18 protein-coding genes and 1 pseudogene are annotated in these 21,065 nt (G+C 35.4%); 16 read left to right on the plus strand and 3 right to left on the minus strand.

Going from position 1 to position 21,065, the window contains the following annotated elements:
* The first annotated feature begins 126 nt into the window (after positions 1–126).
* The 7 genes from lysS (at position 127) to ACYSNU_RS01950 (ending at position 7,712) form a co-directional block, all read left to right on the plus strand.
* Positions 127–1,596 (plus strand): lysine--tRNA ligase, encoded by a 1,470-nt coding sequence (gene lysS / locus ACYSNU_RS01920; RefSeq protein WP_461735535.1) that lies wholly within the window; start codon positions 127–129, stop codon positions 1,594–1,596.
* Positions 1,597–2,127: 531 nt separating this feature from the next.
* Positions 2,128–2,580, plus strand: coding sequence for a hypothetical protein (locus ACYSNU_RS01925; RefSeq protein WP_461735536.1), 453 nt, complete (start codon positions 2,128–2,130; stop codon positions 2,578–2,580).
* A gap of 371 nt (positions 2,581–2,951) precedes the next feature.
* The gene (locus ACYSNU_RS01930) at positions 2,952–3,188 is read left to right on the plus strand and encodes a hypothetical protein (protein ID WP_461735537.1); all 237 of its coding nucleotides are present in this window, start codon (positions 2,952–2,954) and stop codon (positions 3,186–3,188) included.
* Between the two features lie 473 nt (positions 3,189–3,661).
* Complete coding sequence (locus ACYSNU_RS01935) at positions 3,662–5,644, plus strand: HelD family protein (protein ID WP_461735538.1); 1,983 nt, start codon at positions 3,662–3,664, stop codon at positions 5,642–5,644.
* A 4-nt stretch (positions 5,645–5,648) separates the two neighbouring features.
* Positions 5,649–6,473: a helix-turn-helix domain-containing protein gene (locus ACYSNU_RS01940; protein WP_461735539.1), complete on the plus strand. Its 825-nt coding sequence runs from the start codon at positions 5,649–5,651 to the stop codon at positions 6,471–6,473.
* Positions 6,474–6,818: 345 nt separating this feature from the next.
* Positions 6,819–7,277, plus strand: coding sequence for a hypothetical protein (locus tag ACYSNU_RS01945; RefSeq protein ID WP_461735540.1), 459 nt, complete (start codon positions 6,819–6,821; stop codon positions 7,275–7,277).
* A gap of 9 nt (positions 7,278–7,286) precedes the next feature.
* Positions 7,287–7,712, plus strand: a complete 426-nt coding sequence (locus ACYSNU_RS01950) for a hypothetical protein (RefSeq protein ID WP_461735541.1) — start codon at positions 7,287–7,289, stop codon at positions 7,710–7,712.
* A gap of 497 nt (positions 7,713–8,209) precedes the next feature.
* On the opposite strand, the gene ACYSNU_RS01955 is transcribed toward ACYSNU_RS01950, so the two are convergent.
* The gene (locus ACYSNU_RS01955; RefSeq protein WP_461735542.1) at positions 8,210–8,620 is read right to left on the minus strand and encodes a hypothetical protein; all 411 of its coding nucleotides are present in this window, start codon (positions 8,618–8,620) and stop codon (positions 8,210–8,212) included.
* Between the two features lie 294 nt (positions 8,621–8,914).
* Between ACYSNU_RS01955 and ACYSNU_RS01960 the strand changes: the two genes are divergently transcribed.
* The 8 genes and pseudogenes from ACYSNU_RS01960 to ACYSNU_RS01995 all read left to right on the plus strand — a co-directional run bounded on the left by ACYSNU_RS01960 (position 8,915) and on the right by ACYSNU_RS01995 (position 16,070).
* Entirely contained in the window at positions 8,915–9,418 is a 504-nt protein-coding gene (locus ACYSNU_RS01960; RefSeq protein WP_461735543.1) for a hypothetical protein, read from the plus strand.
* A gap of 54 nt (positions 9,419–9,472) precedes the next feature.
* Positions 9,473–9,883, plus strand: a pseudogene (locus ACYSNU_RS01965) (HAD hydrolase family protein); the annotation flags it as partial.
* Positions 9,884–10,168: 285 nt separating this feature from the next.
* Entirely contained in the window at positions 10,169–11,197 is a 1,029-nt protein-coding gene (locus ACYSNU_RS01970) for an acyltransferase family protein (protein ID WP_461735544.1), read from the plus strand.
* Positions 11,198–12,019: 822 nt separating this feature from the next.
* Positions 12,020–12,991, plus strand: coding sequence for a bile acid:sodium symporter family protein (locus ACYSNU_RS01975; RefSeq protein WP_265455484.1), 972 nt, complete (start codon positions 12,020–12,022; stop codon positions 12,989–12,991).
* Entirely contained in the window at positions 12,960–14,033 is a 1,074-nt protein-coding gene (locus tag ACYSNU_RS01980; RefSeq protein WP_461735545.1) for an iron-containing alcohol dehydrogenase family protein, read from the plus strand. Before ACYSNU_RS01975 ends, ACYSNU_RS01980 begins: the two co-directional genes overlap by 32 nt.
* Positions 14,034–14,398: 365 nt before the next feature.
* Entirely contained in the window at positions 14,399–14,884 is a 486-nt protein-coding gene (locus tag ACYSNU_RS01985) for an effector binding domain-containing protein (RefSeq protein ID WP_461735546.1), read from the plus strand.
* A 63-nt stretch (positions 14,885–14,947) separates the two neighbouring features.
* Positions 14,948–15,562: a DUF6273 domain-containing protein gene (locus ACYSNU_RS01990; protein ID WP_461735547.1), complete on the plus strand. Its 615-nt coding sequence runs from the start codon at positions 14,948–14,950 to the stop codon at positions 15,560–15,562.
* Positions 15,563–15,578: 16 nt separating this feature from the next.
* Entirely contained in the window at positions 15,579–16,070 is a 492-nt protein-coding gene (locus ACYSNU_RS01995) for a pyridoxamine 5'-phosphate oxidase family protein (protein WP_461735548.1), read from the plus strand.
* Between the two features lie 220 nt (positions 16,071–16,290).
* Here the strand turns inward: ACYSNU_RS01995 and ACYSNU_RS02000 are convergent, their stop codons facing one another.
* Positions 16,291–16,734, minus strand: a complete 444-nt coding sequence (locus tag ACYSNU_RS02000) for an NUDIX hydrolase (protein WP_461735549.1) — start codon at positions 16,732–16,734, stop codon at positions 16,291–16,293.
* Between the two features lie 1,059 nt (positions 16,735–17,793).
* Between ACYSNU_RS02000 and ACYSNU_RS02005 the strand changes: the two genes are divergently transcribed.
* Positions 17,794–19,095: a helix-turn-helix domain-containing protein gene (locus ACYSNU_RS02005; protein WP_461735550.1), complete on the plus strand. Its 1,302-nt coding sequence runs from the start codon at positions 17,794–17,796 to the stop codon at positions 19,093–19,095.
* Positions 19,096–19,185: 90 nt separating this feature from the next.
* Here ACYSNU_RS02005 and ACYSNU_RS02010 read toward each other — a convergent pair whose 3' ends face one another.
* Positions 19,186–20,475 (minus strand): helix-turn-helix domain-containing protein, encoded by a 1,290-nt coding sequence (locus ACYSNU_RS02010; protein ID WP_461735551.1) that lies wholly within the window; start codon positions 20,473–20,475, stop codon positions 19,186–19,188.
* Between the last annotated feature and the right edge of the window lie 590 nt (positions 20,476–21,065).

Genomic DNA, 21,065 nt, shown 5'->3' on the forward strand with positions numbered 1-21,065 from the left:
AATATGCCTGTACTTGTGGAGATTTATACTGTGAGGTATAAATGAAAAAAGATGGTAACACGAAACTAAAGCTTTCGTCCTTTTAAGGATGGAGGCTTTTTTATTTTAATCTAAGGAGGCGTCAACATGGTAAATTTATCATTAGAAGAAGTCAGAATTGCAAAGGTGAAGGGCTTGAAAAAGCCTGTTCCAGATAGATATGAAGTCAATGAGGAAATTTGCCAGTTGGCTTCTCTTGCTGATGGAACCACCAACGTGAAAATTGCTGGCAGAGTGGTCGCTATTCGAAAGATGGGAAAGCTAACCTTTTTCCAGATTGCCGATATTCACGGTGAAGCGCAGGCCGCAATTAAAAAAGATGAAGTTGGCGAAGAAAGCTATAATTATTTCCATGCTGTAATAGACACTGGAGATTTTATTGGATTAGCAGGATCAATTTTTACCACAAAAACCGGGGAAAAAACCTTACGTGTAAGTGAATACACTTTTTTAGGAAAGAGCTTGCTGCCTTTACCGGCGAAATTTCATGGGCTGCAAAATATTGAAGCGATTTATCGACAAAGATATCTTGATTTGATTATGAATCAAGAAGCCAGAGAAGGATTTTTACTACGTTCGAAAATCATCAAAGCAATTCGGGATTATTTGGATAACAAAGAATACATTGAAATTGAAACACCAGTCTTAATTAATAAGCCTTCAGGGGCGCTAGCTCAACCATTTACCTCCCATCACAACGCCTTAGATATTGATGTTTTTTTGCGAATTGCTCCGGAAACTTATTTAAAAAGAGCTGTGGTTGGTGGTTTTACCAAAGTATTTGAATTTGCCCGCTGTTTTCGAAATGAAGGCATGGATGCTACTCATCTCCAGGATTTTACCATGTTGGAGGCCTATTGCGCTTACTATAATTATCAAGATAATATGAAATTCCTGCAGGAAATGCTAACTGCTGTTGTGACCGAAGTGTTTGGCGAAGCAAAAATTTCTATCAACGGCACAACAATTGCCTTTGATGGTGAATGGCCAGTTGTGACTTTTCGTGAGCTATTATTGAAGGATTGCGGGATTGACATCAATCAGTTTGCAACGTCACAAGATTTATTGGCAGAAATCAGGCGAAAAGGAATTGACCTGAATACAACGGAAAATGTGGAACAGATGGGAAAAGGAAATCTGATTGACTTGCTTTACAAACGCGTGAGTCGGCCTCACATCATTCAGCCGACATTTTTGACAGAGCATCCCCTTGAGCTATCACCTTTAGCTCGGGCAAATGACGAAAACCCACAGATTACAGACCGCTTTCAGCTATTAATCAATGGTGCTGAAATAATCAATGGCTATTCTGAATTAGTCGACCCAATTGAGCAAGAAAAAAGACTGACTGAACAAGCAAGATTAAATGCCACCGGCGACCAAGAAGCGATGGTGATGGATCAAGAATATATCACAGCAATGCGCCACGGGATGCCGCCAATCTCTGGCTGGCGAATGGGGATTGACCGCTTGCTTCAAGTGATTACGGGAACAGGCAATTTAAGAGACACTGTTTTATTTCCGCTGATGCGGCCTGAGAGACAGGAAGCAGACTAAGTGCTAACGTTCATAGCGCACTTAAAGATTTGACCTCTCTTAAGAAGAAATGACCGCCGGCTTATCAACGTATCTGGACTAATTTTCTTAGCGATTTGAAATTATGAAGAGCTATCTGGTTGGATAATGGAGGTTTTGTCTAATCTTCGAAACAGGAAATGCAAAACGCAAGGTGATTAATTTCCCTTACCTTTTATTACCCTAACTGAAGATGGTTAATCAATTTTCAGTAACTCTATCCTAAAAAGCACTAGAAAAAATTTTTAGTGTTTTTTGGGCTATCCTGTAATACATTCGAAAGACAAACTGATTCATAAATATTAGCTAATGCTGAAGGGAAATCAGAAAACCATAAGTTAACGCATCATATAGTTAAAAGCAACACTTAAAGAATATGGCTAGAACCAGGTTTTTCATGGTGAGCAACTTGGGATAGGCTGATTCTTACTGCCTAATAGGATAAAGATACTCTAGCATTCTTTTTATATAGTATAATTTAAGTTGTAAAGCAAAAATGGAGGGAGAAAAATTATGTCATCATATGAATTGGAGCTTAGAAAAAGGATTCAAATTCAACTTGCAAAAGCAATTGGAGTTGCCCTAATCGTTATCGGGGTAATTGTTGCAAATCTAATGATTTATGGTAGCTTGAAGTTTATAGATAATCTAGAGAAGTCTATCTTAATCGGTCTTTTTATTGGTGGCGAAATTTCTTCAATCCGCACTATTCTTAAATATAACTCCGTTCTTAAGAAACCCGAAATGTTGAGAAAAATACAAGTTAAAGAAAAGGATGAACGGAATGAAATTATTGTCCTAAAATCATGCCAAACTACCCTTAATATTTTTATGATACTATTAGCTATCACTGGATTAGTTGCAGGCTTTTTTAGCGAAGTAGTTTTATACACAGTAGCTGTAGTTCTAATTGGTCTTTTGATTTTATATACAGCAGTAAGAGTTTACTACAATCACAAATACTAACTTTCATGGTAGACGAAAGAGGATTTTTTACAGGATTAAGGAAACACTGGGAAAAACTTTTTAGGATTAATAATAAGCATTTTGTATTTTGCTAGTGATAGCTTTAAAAGAGCAATAAACTCCCGCCTAACGATGAACTTGGCGGGAGTTTATTTTTTTGATGAATAGTGTAATGGCGAACTAAGCACTCTACTAGTTTAGGGTTTAGGAGACTCCATAATTAAGTCATTGAGTCTAATTATAATTTGGAATCACAAAAGCTTTGCCAGCATTTTATTTTCAATTTTCCAAGCAGTGGGAAATTTCCAGTATTTATCTTCTATTAAAACAATTAACCACGGCAGATGAATTCATGGATTGGTTAAATAAAAATGAAGAGCAACGATGTTTTAATAGCTTTTGTTCCTGATTCAGATAGCTCAGGCAAAGGAAAGATTCGCCCTATATTATTAATCAGACAAGACAATGCCATACTTCATATTTTCAAAAAAACTACTAAGTATGATAATAAGTCTGAAAAACTAAAGAAACAGTATTATCCAATTCAAGATTGGCCTCAAGCGGGACTAGCTAAGCTGTCATGGATTAATATAGGTGAGTCAGCGTGATGGATTCAAGTTTAGTTGATCTCAAGAAAATTTATTCGTTGACCATTAAAGATAAGCAGGCACTAGTAGAGTTTATAAAAGAATTTTATAACTAATATTAGTGTTCCTGGTGGGATGCAATTTGGTATTTCAGCAGAGAAAACAAATTAATCTATATACAATAAACAGCTCGCTAAAACCAATGTTTTAGTGGGCTTTTTTTTAAAGTATGGGTCGGTTAATTTAGGGTTTAGTGGACTAATAGCAGATTTCAGAGATTTAAAAGACTTTATTGATATCACTTCTTTTTTTGAAATCGATTGTCCATAAGTACAAGAAAAGTGGTAGTGCATTGTTTCCGTACATACTAATTTAGTTTTATGCTAGTATGAAGATTTGGCAGTATATTTTAGCAAGATTGATGCAATTTTTTAAATAGACTTCTGATAAAATTTAGTATTCAAAAAAATATTATCAGAAGGAGGATGAGTGCTGTGGATCAGATTACTCTGGAAGAGAGAAAGAATTGGCTGAAGATATCACAAGAAATTGGGGAAATGGAATCAGTGATTACCCAGCAACACATTGTGACAAATGAAGGAGTAAAAAAGTTTCAACAATATTTGGTAGATTATAAAGGGGAGCTTGATCCGCATGAAAGGTTTACTAATCAGAGAATTTTAGCTCAGCAACAGACCTCAGAGGAAATAAATTTCAAGCAACTAAATAAGTTGAAAAAAATTGTACAAAATCCTTACTTTGCCAGAGTAGATTTTATTTTTTCAGGAGAGCAACAGGCTGAAATCATCTATATTGGGGCGCAATCTTTTACGAATAGTCAAAATGAAATTGTAATCTATGATTGGCGTGCGCCAATTGCTAGCATTTTTTTTGACTTTGACATAGGAAAAGCGTCTTTTAAAACACCCAATGGTTTATTAAAAGGAAATATTAGCAAAAAACGACAAATTAAATTTTTTAAAGGGTGTCTCGAATATGCTCTAGAAGTTGAGATGACCATCTTCGATCAAACGCTGCAAAATGAACTAGCTAATCAAACTGGTGGAAAGATGTCCACTATCATTGGGACCATTCAAAAAGAGCAGAGTCTGATTATTAGGGATAAAAAAATTAGAAACCAAATTGTTCAGGGGGCAGCTGGTTCAGGGAAAACTTCCATTGCTCTGCATAAGATTGCTTTTTTACTTTACCATTTTCGAGAAAGATTAAGACCCGAAAATATTCTGATTCTTTCGCCAAACCATGTATACAGTAATTTTATTTCTCAAGTGTTACCGGAGCTTGGAGAAAGCCCGGTTAAAGAATTAACAATAGATGAATTTATTCAAAAAGAGATAAATATGTTAAACTTTGAAACAAGAATGTCAGAGGCTGAATCTTTGATGAGCAGCAACGATTTACGAATCACTTACTTAAATAGCAAAGAAGTTGTGCAGGATATCCAAATGTACATAGCCTTCCTTGAAAAATCAATAGTCTCTCCTAAAACTATAACAATTGGTGACTATCACTATGATGAGAACTTCTTTTTACAGCGCTATCATGCATACAAAAAGCAATCAATCTTAGAACGAATCCGTTTGATTGCAGAAGATATTTTGGAAGATTTGCGAAAGCGTCCCTTTCAACCCCCAAAAAAACCAACTGCTGGCAAATTGAGGAAAATATTAAAAGAGATGCTAACTGTGAAGTCTCCAGAGCAGCTTTATCAGGCTTTTTTGAAAAGCAAAGGTTTCAAAAAGGTGAGAACTTATAGCTTTTCTGATTTGTTTGCTCTGGGCTACTTTTATAATTTCTATCAAGGAACTCCAACTTATTCGGAGGTTAAATACCTTGTTATAGATGAAATGCAGGATTATTCGTGGTTGCAGCTCTCATTTATTCGCCAGATAATTCCTTGTCCTACTTTATTAATTGGAGATCAAAATCAAATTTTAACGCCAGTTCCTAAACTAACCTTAGAAAATCTGAGCCAGTTGCTAGGAGATTGTCCAATAGTACAACTAAATAGAAGCTACCGTTCTACTTTTGAAATCATGTCTTATGCCAAGAAATTGATTGGTGATCGAACAATTGAGCCAGTCTTGAGACATGGTCAGCAACCGGTTGAAGTTGAGGTTGCAACGGAAAAGGATGAACTAGCAGTTATCTTAGAATTGATTCAAAAATCATCAAAAAAAGCGTTGATTACAAAGACAATACAGGAAGGTTATCTTTTGCAAGAAAACTTAAAACGTAAAAATGTGACTGTTCCGGTTCTAACTGAAGATACAAATGATTTTACAGAAGAGAAAACGATTATTTGCCCTATGATTCTCGCAAAAGGGCTAGAATTTGATAGCGTGATTGTTGTAAATGCAGGTGATGAAAATTATTCTGGAGAATTGGGAAAACACCAATTATTTGTTATTGCCACCAGAGCACTGCATGAATTGTATCTTATAAGGAGGAGATAGGGTGATGAATAAAAATCAGGTAATTTCAGCAGCTATTTCCTTTATCGAAGCAAATCTTTTTGAAGAATTGTCCTTAGATCAGGTTGCTGGAGAAATCTGTTATTCGAAATACTACTTAGCACGGGAGTTTAAGGAAATGACTGGCTTTGCTACTTACGATTATGTGAAAAAGAGACGTTTAAGTGAGGCTGGCAAACATCTGATTGCCACAGATGATAAAATTATTGATATTTCTCTCAAATATGGTTATCAAGAACAGCGAACTTTTACTAAGGCTTTTACTGAAATTTTTAAAACCACACCAAGAAAGTTCAGGGAAAAACAAAGACCTTTTGAAATTTTAGATAGTTTCCAATTGAACAATTTTGCCTCCTGCAAAACGCAGGACTTGCTCCTTGAAGTTCCCCAGAAAACACATTTGGACTCGGTTCTTGGCTTCATGAGCCAAATCAAGGATGGCTATCCTTATTTATTGCTGGAGGAATTTAGAAAAGTAATTACAAGAAAAATTGACAGAGGTGAGATTATTGTTGCTTGGCTTGAAAATACAGTAGTGGGGATTATGGTAGTCCATTTGAAAGCCAACTCAGTTGAGGTACTAGATAGTTTGCCCACTCTTTGGGGATGGGAGATTGAGAAGTTTCTTTTGGATTTTGCTAAAGAAAATTTTATTTTTTCAAGTAATTTTCTCAGTACAACTAGTTTTCGCGAAAAAGATAAGTTAGACATTGGCCGCAGAAAAAGATTGTTGAAACTAAATTTTATGCCTATTGAGAAATCTATTAATTTTACTTATCCCACCGAAGACTTTGCATATAAAATTGAATGAAGATAGTTAGTTAAAATTTTTATCGAGTCTACGACTTAATATGTTCCAGAATAGGCATAAAATCTGTCACCTTTTCTTTCATTTTTATAGATCAGCTGGTCAACTCAACATTTGAAGGGTTTTTAATTGTGACATATCTTTACCTTCTATTTCCTCAATGCAATTTTATTAAATTGTAATTCCTGAAATTGGTTGATTTTTTGAGTGGTTAAACTCAGGGTTTAGTAGACTCAGAAGCTAAGTTTGGTTAATTTTTACTTTTCAAGTTTACTGGAACAGGTAATTTTACTTTGCTACAATAATGGATAAAGAAAACAAACTTTTTAAAAGGGAAAAAAATGGCCAATGGAAAATAAAACTCTTGATTCTGCACTCATATTAAAAAAAATTGTTCGAGATTCTTCCGACAAAAAATTAGACGATCAGGAAATCTTTGCGTTATTAGCTAACTCAAAATTGATTCAAGAAATTCTATCAGCAAAATTTAGAACAGATACGTTTACAGGTATACGAAAAATTGAGTTTTTGTTAGCCGAGCTTTCAGAGATTCCTTACTTTGAACGATTGCCCGAGGTACAACTATTACTTGAAACGCTATATCAATACACAGCAACAGCAGATGGCTACTCTCTAACGGGAGATTCCAAGGGTATTCTTGCTTGTCATCAAGCTATTTGTACATTAATTTTTACGCGTGCAAATAAACACGAGTGGGCTAAAAAAGGGATCGATTGGATAATAAATTATTTGCCATTTGAAAAAGGTAAAGTCACTACATGGCAAGGGGTTGATTTATTTCAATGATTTGGTTGTGTGGGTAACACGCCTTGTTATGACGGATTAGTAAAATCAGTCAAAGCACTTTCTGAATATTGCCTGAAAGTTGGTTCAACTGCATTAATAGACAAAAAGATTTCTCAAGGGTTAGATTATATTTTGAAACATAGGGTTATCTTTCATGACGACTCTGAAAATTACTTGTATAATGACTTGATAACGTTGTTCTATCCTTATCCTTATCGAACAAATATTATTGAGATATTAAGTTTACTAAAAGAAGAAGGCTTGTTGCATAATTCTCACTGTGAAGATGCTATCGCTTTTTTGAGGAGCAAAGAACTTGTTAATGGAGCGTGGCAACCAGAAAAAATATTTATGAAATCATCTTGGATTCCTTTTGAACCGATTAAGAAAAAAGGTGATTGGATCAGTGATGAGATTAATTGGATCTTAGAATAGTTACGGGAACTTTATTTTCTTACAATATTTCACCTAATTTTTCTGAGTGGATTAAAGACAGATTTTATCTACTCAGAAAGACAATCAAATTTTTCACTATCAGCTTGTTCTAGCAAACAGACTTTTTCATGTTCAATAAATGAAAAAATAGTAGATAAATTCTAAATTCCATTCATTTAAAACGCGTTCAATTTTACCTGCTGAGAGACTAGCATGTAAATTCAATAGAAAGACTGCATCTTAAGGTTGCGACCAAATTTATAGTGCAGCAGGAAAGAGAAATAGCATGCAAATAATGGCTATTGCCATAGACAGAAACTTGTTCCGTCAAAGTAATTTTCTGAGAGCTAGCTTTTTAGCTTCAGATTATCGGAGGAACTAATCAATCTGCTAATTACGTCATTACTAAGCTAAACTCAGCTACACCACTTTCCAAAATTATCTCAACACCGAATAAAACAGCCAGTTCCGTAAAAAATACGGAACTGGCTGTTGCATTACGCAGTTTTCTGGGAGATTTTTCGGTTTGGTTTTTGATAGACAAATTCTGTGCCGAAGGTCAAAAGATATTCTTTTTCCAACAAATATTCTAAGCGATAGATTTTGCGAACAGAGACAAAGGAGCCATTGAAACTCCAATCAGTTAAATCATAACGCTGGAGATTGACCATGCTGCGAATATCGGCTAATGATAAATCAAGCCTGGTTGCCAGTTGCTGGATATTTTTAATTTGACGTTTGCGACGAAAAGCTGATGGCAGGCAGCTCAGATTAATCAAAATGAAAAAACTGAAAAAGCCGAGACTTGGGTAGATAAATTTTACAAGCAGCAATAGGATAATGCCAATTAAAAACAAAACAAGTGAATACAGCAAATCCAGTTTTTCATTAGGTACAAGTTTTCTCATTTGCTCACCTCATTTATATGGGCTGAATAAATAGGCCCGTATTGTCTTTTTCATTTAAAAATATTGCTTAATTCAATTAAACCACTTCTTCAGATAGAAAACAATAACGACTGATTTGACCAAAAATGAAAGTAAGATAGAAATAGCCAATTCACTTGGTACAGCGAAAATATATTTTTTCATAGCTGTAATGACTGTAATTTTTTTCGTTGGAAGCGAGTATGATAGTATAAGTAATGTAAGAGTTTATTTGTTTGAGGAGTTTTCAAACATAATAATAAATGGAGGGATTTTATGACAACCGCTTCTGATAAACATCTAGCTTATTTGTTAGAACAGGTGCAAGCAGGCCAGATGAAGAGCAGTCAGCAGCTATTGGAGTATCTAAAAATGAGGTTTGAAATTGTGGAGTTTCCTTTAGAGAAAATCAGCAAATCGTTTTTAGAGGCGCAGCAATATAATGCCAGCTATGATATTACGCTGTATATTCAACCGCTAGTTTTTCACGCTTTTAAAATCAAACCGACGGACGCCAGTCATGATTATTTTTCAGAGCGTCTAACAGACTATGGCCATTTGGAATTTCCAAGTGAGTCCCCGGAGGAAGGGGAGCTGTTATTGTATCTCTTTGAAGAAAAAACCAATTACTTCTGGGTTAATAATTCGCTACTTCATTGTGAGCTAATGCTTGAACGGGGGCTTGATTCGGAGAGTTTGGCAAGTAAAAATCTTTTTTATTTAGAATACGAATCAAGTAGACAGATGAAATCAGACTATCAAAAGAGACTGCAAAAATAGCGGTAATTTCAGTGAGCATCAATTTGCTTACTTGCTTGATAACATATAAGCCAATATCGTTTGAAATGGGTGGATAATTTTGCTGAAGTTGACGATCAGATTTTAAAATTTGCCCCGACTGTTCCCGTAGAAAAAACAGACGACTATCTGAAACTCTTTCAGGAAAAATTAGCGGGCTTGTTAGTACCCACTAGCAGCGGTCATGGCTCAATCGACTTAATCATTCCCGGACTGCATAAAGCATCTGGACTGGAAAGGTTAATTGAGCGCTGGGGAATCACGCCAGCAGAATGTGCCGCCTTTGGTGATGGCGGCAACGACCTAGAGATGTTGGCTTATTGCGGTCGAGGCTACGCCATGGAAAATGCTGCTGCCAATGTCAAAGCTGTCGCAGATTACATCTGTCCATCAAATGATGAAGATGGTGTCTTGGTGACCTTGGATCAACTATTTCCTATTTCGTAAGAGTTGTTGCAAATTGTGCAAGAGTAAAATTTGCCGATAGTATAGAGAGAATTAAACTATCCTACTCAAGTTTTAAAAGACTTGAAAGTGAGTTAATCTCCATGATGTTCTTTCAAAATGGAGTGATTAATAGCTAATAACAAAAATAAATTGAAGGTCTGTTGTTCAGATCAGTTTAGCCAGACTAATTAATGAGCCCGCAGTGCAACTTAAGCCCCATGAACTCAGACGTCCCATCTTGTAAACTTAATTTATCAGCAGGGATCTGAAATGGGGGCGTTCTAAATGAAACACAATAAAGATTTTCAATTACTGTATTTAGCACAGTTTATTTTTGCGCTTTTTGTCGTTCTAGTACATTCTGGCACCGTCACAGCAAATCATGAGCTCCATTTTTTTCTAAAAAATATGGTTGCTAGGCTGGCGGTGCCTTTTTTTGTTATCAACAATGTGTTCTTTTATGCGCAAAAAGAATCATGGGGACAAAAGAAATGGTTCAAAAAAAATGTTGGACTTTACGTGATTTGGTCAATTATCTATCTGCCATTAGGGATTCAATTTATGCAGGAATATCTGCAGCTTCCCTTCTTTCTTTATCCAATTGCAGCACTAGTTGGCTTAGCTTATACAGGTGTTTTTTATCATCTTTGGTATTTTCCTGCGATTTTTGTAGGGATTATAGTGGTTAAAAAGATAATCGACAGGTGGGGTTATTTAAAGGCTTTTCTTGGTTTAGTTGTCTTATATGTAATCGGAGCCAGCGAGACTTATTCCGCCTACTTGACTGGCACGATTATGAATACAGTGATGGATAAGTATTTTGCTATCTTCTTAACTACCCGTAATGGGGTATTTTTTACGGGAATCTTTATTTTAATCGGCTTTTACTTGGCAGAGCACCATAAAAAGCTTATGCAAAAGACAAAACTAAACTTTCTGGGCTTAGGTGTATCTGTTTTAATCTTTTTAGCAGAAGGCTGGTTGGTTTTTTCAAATCAAGGACGAGATGTCAACTTTTTCTTCTCATTGATTCCACTGGGTTTTTTCTTTTTCCTGATGTTGCTAAGCTATCGTGGGAAGAGCAATTTTTGCTATTTGAAAAAATACGGGCAGGGGATTTTTTTCTTCCATATGATTCCCATCCAGCTTTTTAATATTTTTGCGACAACGACTGGCTTATCAAAGCCAGAAATTGGAACTTATCGCTTAATCTTAGGTATAGGGGCGTCATTTTTAATGGTCGAAACCTATAGCAAAATCAAAGAAATGAAGGCCGATGAATCACTATTGCTAAAGCTTTCAAGTAGACACTGAGGAGACAATTTTTGTTCGTTTGTTTTAGCAATGTCAAACATTTAACAAACACTTTGCAACCCCATTAGACTGATGAAGTCTTGAGCGCCTATCTTTCGGATCTTCTTTCTTCAATAATAAAAGTTCGATACAGGTATAGATTTTCCATAGATATATCTGCAGTTTTTCTGTTGCTGAAGTATGTTGGCTGATTTTATAGTTTTCCTTTAGGTAAAGTATTTTTAGAATACATTTTGTGTTGTTTCAAGATAAGGCTATTGAAAAAATGAAAAATTTTTTCTTATTCCATAGTTTAGTTTTTTCAATCAGCACCTCTTAAATTTCAATTAATTCATCCCCCAAAATTTTAAACTTTTAGTTAAAAAAAACTGATAATTCCTCTTCAATTTCCGCATTTCCTTCTCTAATGATTTTGCAATAGAAAAATGAAAATTCAGACAAATTAAAAAAAGATTAGATTTAAGGTTGACAAAACAAAAGATATTTAATAAGATTAATAAAAATAGTTAAGAATATTCAGAAAATTCAAATTGTGGAGGTTGGTTATTATGCTGAAAAACAAAAACTTGGCGGTCATTATTTTATTATTAGTGTAGGGACTTTTTGATTTTTTAAATTCAAAAGTCCCTGTTCACATTGCATCTAAAAGAAGACAACTTCTTTGATGGAATGTTTTTTTTATACTCAATTATGAAACTCGATTGAGTGTAACAGAAAATAAACTAATGACTCTCTGCAACTTTCACGATAACTTTTAATCGAGTGCTTCCAAAGACTCCTGATAAAAAGTCGTCAATCTGAATTGAAAGGAATTTACACCATATGAAAATCGTGAACGCTACAGCAAACTTTGTAAATAAATACTTGATTTACATTATGATTTTATTGATGATTGTCTCGTACTTTTTTCCCCAACCATTTTTATGGATACCCGCACAAACGACAAATTTGCTAAGTATTATTATGTTTTGCATGGGGATGACCTTGAATTTAGACGCATTTAAAATGGTTGTCATTCAGCCGAAAGCCTTTATTTTAGGAATTATTTTTCAATTTACAATTAGCCCGCTTGTTGCCTTTGGTTTGGCAAATCTTTTCGGCCTTTCTTCTGGTTTGATTATTGGTTTTGTTCTATTAGGTTCAGTTTCAGGTGGAACGGCTAGTAACGTGATGACCTTTATTGGCAAAGGGGATGTTGCCCTGACGGTTTCACTAACGACTGTCTCGACTTTATTAGCCACTGTCGTTACACCGCTACTAACATTAGTGCTGGCTGGAAGTTATACCAATATTTCATTTATGCAAATGCTGCTTTCCGTTTTACAAATGGTGCTGGTGCCAATCATCTTAGGTGTCATTGTCCATAAATTAATTGAAAAACATATTGAACGCTTTACCAAAACGTTTGTCCTAGTGTCATCAGTTAGCATTTTGCTAATCGTAGCCGGCACAGTTTCAAATAATGGTGCCGTTATTGTTCAATCTGGTCTGATTGTGATTCTGCTGGTGACCCTTCACAATCTCATCGGTTACGGCGCAGGTTATGGTGTGAGTCGTTTGCTCGGTGTCAGCAGCAAACAAGCGAAATCAATTATGTTCCAGCTGGGTATGAAGAATACCGGCTTAGCAATCTCATTGGCAAATGCCCATTTTGCCACTATCCCGACGGCAGTTATTCCAGCGGCCGTTGGCATGGTCATTCATCAAATCACTGGACCAATCTTGGCCAGTTTGTCTGCTAAACATGAAGGAGGAAAAGAATATGAGTCAAAATCAAAACGTGTTTTTACCTAATTATACCCTTGGAGCTGGTGCTTACGAGGAAGTGACCGAGGTTGTCAAAAGCTATGGAACCAAAGCGGTCATGATTGGCGGCAAAAAAGCATTAGCCGCTGCCGAAACTAAAATTAAACAATCAATAACTACTGAAATCGAAATCATCGACACCTTATGGTATGGCGGCAACTCGACGTATGAAAATGTTGAAAAATTAGTCAATCATCCCAGTGTTCAGACTGCTGATGTGGTCTTCGCTGTCGGCGGTGGCCGGGTTTGTGATACGGTCAAGGTGGTCGGTGAAAAAACAGGCAAACCAGTTTTCACCTTCCCGACAATCGGCTCCAATTGTTCACCGGTGACGGCCGTGTGTGTTATGTACACGGAAGAAGGGGAAATGCAGGGCCTATTCTTCCCATCAAAACCACCAACCCATGCTTTTATTGATACAACCATTATTGCCCAAGCTCCAGATGAATATTTGTGGGCTGGTGTTGGCGACGCCCTTTCAAAAGAAATCGAATCGACCTTCTCGGCCCGCGGCGATCAACTGGACTATACTGATGCACTGGGAATCCAAATTGGAAAAATGTGTACTGATCGTTTGCTGACTTACGGCACACAAGCCTTGCAGGATAATGCTAAAGACGTTTCTTCCTTTGCTTTAGAACAGGTTGTCGCTGATATTATCGTCACGACTGGTTTGGTATCCGTTTTGGTCATCAATGATTACAATTCCGCAATGGCTCATTCCTTCTATTACGGCACCACCGTGTTGAAGAAAATGGAAAACTATCTGCACGGCGCTTCTGTCAGCTACGGCGTTTTAGCTTTGTTGAAAATGGACAATCAGGATGCACTTTTCCAAAGAGTGTACCACTTTATGGAGGAAAATAAACTGCCGGTTTCAATGACCGAAATGGGCTTAGATATTTCCTGTGACTTGGATAAAATTCTTGATAAGGCGATGAGCACGAATGACATCGTGCATGTACCCTATGAAATTACCCGCGACATGTTTAAAAAAGCCATCATTGATGTTGAAACCTATCCAGCTTAATTTCATTGGTTGAAAGATTTTTATGAAAGTAAGCCATCCTCCAAACAAATGAATAATGTCAAAAGCTTATCTCTAAAAAATTAGTGGAATAAATATGTTAGTCAGAGATAGTTACAAAAAAGTTTTTAAAGCTGAAAATAAAGTTAGCTCGAAAAAGTATTGAAGTAAAACTCAATAATCCCCCCTAGCCCGACTGAAGAAATTTGGTCGGGCCTTTTGCGTTATCGTGAGAAAAAAGTTTCGGTTATTTTTAGTAGTTAGACAGTCAACTAGCTATCTTTTTAGTTAATTTTTCCGTCAGAAATTAATTGGAAACAAGCGCTTTTTCTTGGTAAGCTAAAAGAAAATAATACGAGGTGTGAAGTATGGAAACAATCCGAATAATTGAATTTCCCGCATGTAAAATGGTTTCATCAGGCTATGCAAAAGAAGCCGAGAATCCCTTTGGACCAGCTGGGCAACTGACCAAGTTCAATAACTGGTGGTCCGCCTTAGATAAGCAGCGCCAAGATAAATGGTTTATGCGGGATTTTATGATGTTTGAGCGCAGCAACAACTCATTAATTTGGTTTTACGCACTTCCAGACCAGCTTCAGGTGAAAACAGATTATGAAATAATTGATTTTCCCGGCGGCTTATATGCTGCGGCAACGGCAATTTTAGACGATATTGACGATGAACAAGCGGTCTATGGTGCCATTAAGCAATGGATTGCTAAGAGTGACAATTTTGAACTGAACGAATACGAGGGGCATTATGATTTGTCCCACAGCTTAACTTCTTCTGAGCTGCAGGATCAACTCGGCTATGCACAATTGGAAATTTATGTTCCCATCAAATTAAAAAAATAAAATTTAATGAAATTCTTTTGCTAATAACTGGTTTCAAGAAAGCGAAAGAAAGAGAGGGAACAAATGGAAATAGGTGCAATCATCCCTTTTGGTCCGTATCAATGGCAGGTTTTAGCTGTTGAGCCAAAGCGGGCCCTGTTAATTACCAAAGATATAATTGGTCAGCGGCCTTATCATCATCAAGCCGGTGAGGTTAGCTGGGCAACCAGTGACATTCGCCAGTATCTAAATAATGAGTTTTTCACGACATTCACAGCAGACGAACGTCAAAAAATTCTGCCAGTAGTAAATGAAAATCCGGCGAATGAATGGTACAAAACGGATGCGGGCGAGGCTACATTAGATAAAATTTTCCTACTGAGTATTGAAGAAGTCGCCGCAAAATATTTTGGCGACAGCAGCCGGCTGTTATATCAGCCGGCGAAAAAGCAGCGGTACTGGTTTCAGAGGAAAGATATTAATAATCCTTTGCGGACTGCGTTGTATCAAGGCGATATCTGGTGGTGGTGGCTGCGCTCACCAGGAAAAAATCAACGAACAGCCGTCTATATTTGGGGCAACGGGGGCATTGGGATTCAAGGCAATGGCACCTTTAACTATTCCAGCAACACAATTCATCCCCAGACTCATGACAATAGCGGTGGTTTACGACCAGCTCTGTGGCTGAAATTAACTTAAAAAAGGGGGAAGGAACATGAATCAATTTGAAGAAGGCTTACAATTACTAGAGGAAAAATTTGGTGGCGGCAAGGACAACCTGATTTCTTTGGCGACGATTGCCATAGAGCCGGCTGAAAATCAACAGCCGCGACCTGTTGTCCGTACAGTGGACGCCTATTATGAAAATGGCGCATTTTATATTATCACCCATGCCCAGTCCAATAAAATGAAACAAATTGCCCACAACCCAGAAGTCTCAGTGGCCGGCAATTTGGAAATGTTCACCGCCAATGCCTTGGCGGAAAATCTCGGCTGGGTCCTCAATCCAAAGAATGCCGAAATTCGAACAAAACTGCGCACTGCCTTTGCTGAGTGGTATGATATGGCAAATAATGAAGCCGATGAGAATTGCTGCTTCCTAGCAATCCACTTAACCAAAGGCACCTTAAATATTAATCACTGGGAAAAATTGTATCATCTGGATTTTGTCAATCAGCAGGAAATGTCAGATGGCGGTGTTTATTAAGATTAAGTTTTATTGCTAGGAAAGAGTGGGGTGTATAAAAGATAATCTGTCTGGTTCCGGAAAACTTTGACGTGAGGCTGTAGAAATTTTTTTTGAGAGGATTAGAATGTAAAGTTTATTTGGTAGTTTTTCTGGAACACTACCATTTACTTTACTAACAGGAGTTTACTATTTTAAATTGAGTATCAACTTTAAAATCTATTTTTTGAAAAACCACAGACTAGCTGTTGCCAAGTCTGTGGTTTTTAGCATGTTCAGAGAGGTATTGGTTAAAGAGAATGGGTTGGATTTGTAGGTAAGTCCAGTTTTTCGGGATTGAATCAAGATAGCAGACTTTAGATATTTCAAAATGAAGCTGAGATTCAAGCTCCAAAATTTCGGCAAAAAAGACCAAGCCGAAATCTTCTTCCTGAGCCTCATTTTGCACGCCATAAACAAAAAGAGGCTCTAATGAATAATCCAAAGCACCAGTTTCCTCGTAAAGCTCACGCTGGGCGCAGTTCAAAATACTTTCATGCGCCTCTCGATGTCCACCAGGTATTTCCAGTGTGCTGCGATTTTTATGTTGAACAAAGAGATATTTATCGCCAAATTTCGCGATAATCACTGCAAAAGCAAGTTGATTATCGGATTTTTCATTTATATCATAAATTGTTACTTTCAATTTAAGTCCTCCTGTTTCCTCCTCTAGCCAACGGAAAGAATTCTTTGTTATCGTTAAGCTCACCAAAATTTATTACCATAATTACTAATACAACAAAGCCAATAAATTATCTGCAATCCCAATGGAAAATAATAGTCTTCGGTTATAAACTGTCCAGCAAGGATAGGTAAGCAACTCTCTTTCAAAATAGATTAGCGAGTCACTATCCGAAAAAATTGTTACAGTTAGTAGCTATACCATCCACAATAGTAAATAAATATTCGACTTATTTTAACATTTATTGGCTAGCATCAGTAGTTTTGCCAAAATCTTTTTTAATATTAAATGCCCTTTATCAATCTTGATTAACAACTAATTCCAAATATTTAATACTAAATTACCATGAAAATAAATTTTCCCAGAGATTATAGCGTTGAGGAAATTATCAGAAGTGAAGTACGATTATTAAGGTTTTTTATTGTAAAAAATCGATACAGGTAACAGAAGAAACTTGCAGTGATTTATGCAAACCTGTTTAAATTCAACAGAGCTTAAAGAAAAAATTCCATTTAACAATCACTTTAACAAAAACTGACTCTTGTGATTTCACAAAGTATTGATTTTTTGTTCAGCGAGAAATGCTACTTTGTGAATATGTAAAGAAAAAATCCTGGCTAAAATTCCTAATAAGAAAATCGCAAAGTAGTAATTATACTTAATTAAATCATAATAGTCGGATTCAGATGAAATGAAATTATAATAACAAAATAAATTATAAAATTACTTTTATTAATTCAAAATCTTATTGTATTATGAGATTAGGGATGGAAATTATTTCAGTAATCAGTGCTTTCTAATTTAAAAGACTAAAGTAATAGTTATATTTAATAAAAAAATTAGGTATTGTTTAATAATGAATAAATTAAAAAAAGGAACTTTGTCTAGTCTTTTTCACAAAGATTTATTATTACAAATTAATTGGATAATGAGATAATTTCACTAATTTTTTCGTGTGTTTTACAAATTACAAATAGAAAAGGAGAAAAGTTATTTGAGAATTTTTATGGGGGAGGGAGCAAAATGTTGGCTGCGGGACTGCTTATTAAATGGCTGCGAATATCACGAAATATTTCTCAAAAACAATTGTCTAACGAGTTATTTATCTCACAATCCTATCTATCAAAGATTGAACGCTTGCTGCAAAAGCCCTCCTATGAAGTTATGCTCCAAGCCTTTGAATTTCTAAATTTGGGCAGTTACTTCAAGTTGGAGTATGAAAGCGACAATTTTGTGTTTCAAATAAAAAAAATGCATTATGTATCAATTGCTGTGATGGAAGACTATTATCAGAAGAGTGTGAAACAACTCCAGCAGATTATTGAACGGCTTGCTTTGGAGTTAGTGAGGTTTGACTGTGAGGTATTTAATAATCAGGTTAAATATCTTCCGATTAAAAGAAAATTTCTAGAGGAGAGTGTTACTTTTTTAGAACGAAATGAAGCGACTCAAGAACAAAAGCAATTATTATTTATTTTCTATCGTTCGCTTATTTATTTTTATACACTGATTGAAGAATATGATCTTAGTGTTGCTTATATTGACCGGCTAGTTGAGCTGATTAAGCAAGAATTTCCCAGTCAAGAAGATGAGCTGTACGCCCAAAGCACAAATCGAATTATTCTTTTATATTATTTACGCAAGCGGCGACATGCACTCTTTCGCTCGATGGAGCTAACCAAAGATTCTGTTTATCTTGCGACAGCTCGAAAAGAATATTTAGCGGCAGTCTGGCTAATAAGAGCTGTTTGCGAAGTATATTATGGTTTTTTTGATGAAGCAGCCAAAAGTCTCAAGGCCTTTTGGGAAACCAAGACGACAGATGAAGTTCATTTTGTTTGGGGAAAGATTTTAGAAATACAGTTGGCTTTTTACAAAGATAATATTGATCAGACGAATAAGCTATCTGAAGAAGTGCATAAATTAATTTTAAAGCATCAAGCAGATGAGGCTTTCTTGCGAAATATTCAAGATTTTTCTTTGGAATATTGTATGATTCTTTTAGAAATAAATCGCAAAGACCTATTTGAAGATATTTATCCTTTAGCAAATAAAGACAAAGTTATTGAAGATATTTATCCTTTTGAATTAGCCTGTTACATATTTAAGTGCTATCACTATGGGGATTACGAAGCCATGGAGTATTCTTTTTCATTGCTTCAAAAAAGAAAACACACTTTACCTTACCGCGTTATTGCTACGCTTTGCGATGCGATTGCAGCTTATTATGATCAAGAAAAAAAGTATAAAGAGGCTTCAAAAATTCGCAAATTCAGTCTGGACTATTACCGTCTATCATTAGATAGTTTTAATCAATTTGTGTAAGCTAAAGAGATTTGTTTTTAGTTGAGCTTAAGCAACTACTAATACTTTTTTCTTTTTTTTAACTACTTTTTGGCCCTCTAAAGAATTGCGCTATCTCAATAGGCCCTTTTGATAATCTAAGCCTATTTTCCGTACTTCAGCAGCATTTTTGTATTGCTTTACAGAATCATAGTACTCAGAAACCAAGTTGCAAACAGTAATCATTGTTTTAGCAGATACTTTTCGATAAGGCTCATTTTCGGACCGATAGATTTGAAACAGATCAATCATTCTATCATATTCACCGCTGTAATAAAGTTCAATTATTTTACAGGCTAAATGAATCGGATACCGTTTTGTAGCGACTACTTCATAATCGGCAATGTCAAAGAGTTTTGTGTATAAATCAATGCGTTTGGTATATAAGAAGAATAAGCAGAGTTCAAAAATAATTTCACCAAAACTTCTAATAAAAGCCCTATCGTCGGCTAAAACCATTAATTCATTATAAATATCCATGGCGATAGTTTTAGCCTTATGGATTTCATTTAAATTGTAATAGACTTGAACTGATAGAATCCGAACACTGAAGATGATAGTCATATCCGTAGATTCCAAAGCGAAAAACTGAGCTAAGCTTCTTTTGGCTGCATTCCAAAAATTATAATGAACCTCGCAATAACATTTAACCATCCAAATGGCAGAAATATACTCAATCCGGGCAGTTTCGATAAAACGGGGATTGTTTAGCAACTTGTCAGATTCAAAGAAAGCTGCCTCATAATTTCCTATATTATAGAGTAGCATTAGTTGATTTGTAAGTTGTCCGTTTAATTCGTTAATCTCTTTAGGAAAAAAAGTTTCTATAAGAAGCTTTAATTTTTTGATCATTGCTATCGCTGTTGTGAAGTTTTCTAGTTGGACATTTAAGTAGATTAAAGATCTCAGTAAGACAAACAGTAGATTATTTCTTTCCTCTGATTCATCTAAGTGTTCTAGATGCTGAATGGCTGTCTTAAGGAAATCATGTTTTTGCCGTAAAAAATCAACAGAATTATTGAAGACCTCACAATCAAATCGAATTAACTCCAGTGTAAGACGCTCAATCGAGTTCTTACACTCTTTTTTGTATTCAGCGAAATAATACAGCATCTTATTCAATGGAGCATTTTGAAATTTTTGGAGACTTTTAGACTGGTTATCTTGTTGATACCCAATTCTTAAATTATTCAGGTCTAAAATATCAAAAAGACTAATAACAATTTCTTGAGAGGGGGGCTGTTCCAAGTTCTCAATTTTCGACAGATAAGAGGGTGAAATGAAAAATTCCTTAGCCATTTGACTCTGCGATTTTCCCATGCAAACTCTATTCCACTTTATTAACAAGGCCTCTGATAACATTTTAAACATCCCCTTTATCAAAAATCAAAAAGCAAAGAGCAAAAGATTTGATGAGATTAAGTCGATTTATACCCTTGAAAAAAGTACAGAAAACTTTTTAAAGCTGATTTAATAGCTTTGTCAAGCTGTTTCAACTTTAAAAATAATGATAGGAAGAGAAATTTTTATTCTAAAAAAGGTGATTTGTAAGCAACCTTTTATTATAAAAATAATTCAAAAATAAAATTTATTTTTTTTTTTTTTGGAAAAACAAAAGAAAATTCGTTAGGAAAACTATAATTTTTATTCTCATTTTCCAAAACTCAATATTTTTTATAAAAAAATTTATAGTAATTATATAGATATGTGTTCTTTATTCTTTAAAAAGTTTTTGCAAAATGGAAATTCAATAGAGCTTATTGGAGTTAAGAGATATTTTGAATCAAAAAAGAATACGAAAAAGCTTTGGAAAAGACTCTAAAATTAGTAGTTTTAATTTCTTACAAAAAAGTTAAATGTGGCATATCAGGACTTTTAAAGAAAAATGAGATTGGATTTACAAGGTTCGATTTCTTATATTCAAAAAATACATAAACTGCTTTATCTGTAGA

Source organism: Enterococcus sp. LJL120 (assembly GCF_054871765.1).

What these genes read in the sequence shown, in the direction of transcription:
- lysS (WP_461735535.1), top strand. Translation starts at nt 127, where the DNA reads ATGGTAAATTTATCATTAGAAGAAGTCAGAATTGCAAAGGTGAAGGGC.
- ACYSNU_RS01925 (WP_461735536.1), top strand. Translation starts at nt 2,128, where the DNA reads ATGTCATCATATGAATTGGAGCTTAGAAAAAGGATTCAAATTCAACTT.
- ACYSNU_RS01930 (WP_461735537.1), top strand. Translation starts at nt 2,952, where the DNA reads ATGAAGAGCAACGATGTTTTAATAGCTTTTGTTCCTGATTCAGATAGC.
- ACYSNU_RS01940 (WP_461735539.1), top strand. Translation starts at nt 5,649, where the DNA reads ATGAATAAAAATCAGGTAATTTCAGCAGCTATTTCCTTTATCGAAGCA.
- ACYSNU_RS01945 (WP_461735540.1), top strand. Translation starts at nt 6,819, where the DNA reads ATGGAAAATAAAACTCTTGATTCTGCACTCATATTAAAAAAAATTGTT.
- ACYSNU_RS01955 (WP_461735542.1), bottom strand. Translation starts at nt 8,620, where the DNA reads ATGAGAAAACTTGTACCTAATGAAAAACTGGATTTGCTGTATTCACTT.
- ACYSNU_RS01960 (WP_461735543.1), top strand. Translation starts at nt 8,915, where the DNA reads ATGACAACCGCTTCTGATAAACATCTAGCTTATTTGTTAGAACAGGTG.
- ACYSNU_RS01970 (WP_461735544.1), top strand. Translation starts at nt 10,169, where the DNA reads ATGAAACACAATAAAGATTTTCAATTACTGTATTTAGCACAGTTTATT.
- ACYSNU_RS01975 (WP_265455484.1), top strand. Translation starts at nt 12,020, where the DNA reads ATGAAAATCGTGAACGCTACAGCAAACTTTGTAAATAAATACTTGATT.
- ACYSNU_RS01980 (WP_461735545.1), top strand. Translation starts at nt 12,960, where the DNA reads ATGAGTCAAAATCAAAACGTGTTTTTACCTAATTATACCCTTGGAGCT.
- ACYSNU_RS01985 (WP_461735546.1), top strand. Translation starts at nt 14,399, where the DNA reads ATGGAAACAATCCGAATAATTGAATTTCCCGCATGTAAAATGGTTTCA.
- ACYSNU_RS01990 (WP_461735547.1), top strand. Translation starts at nt 14,948, where the DNA reads ATGGAAATAGGTGCAATCATCCCTTTTGGTCCGTATCAATGGCAGGTT.
- ACYSNU_RS01995 (WP_461735548.1), top strand. Translation starts at nt 15,579, where the DNA reads ATGAATCAATTTGAAGAAGGCTTACAATTACTAGAGGAAAAATTTGGT.
- ACYSNU_RS02005 (WP_461735550.1), top strand. Translation starts at nt 17,794, where the DNA reads ATGTTGGCTGCGGGACTGCTTATTAAATGGCTGCGAATATCACGAAAT.
- ACYSNU_RS02010 (WP_461735551.1), bottom strand. Translation starts at nt 20,475, where the DNA reads ATGTTATCAGAGGCCTTGTTAATAAAGTGGAATAGAGTTTGCATGGGA.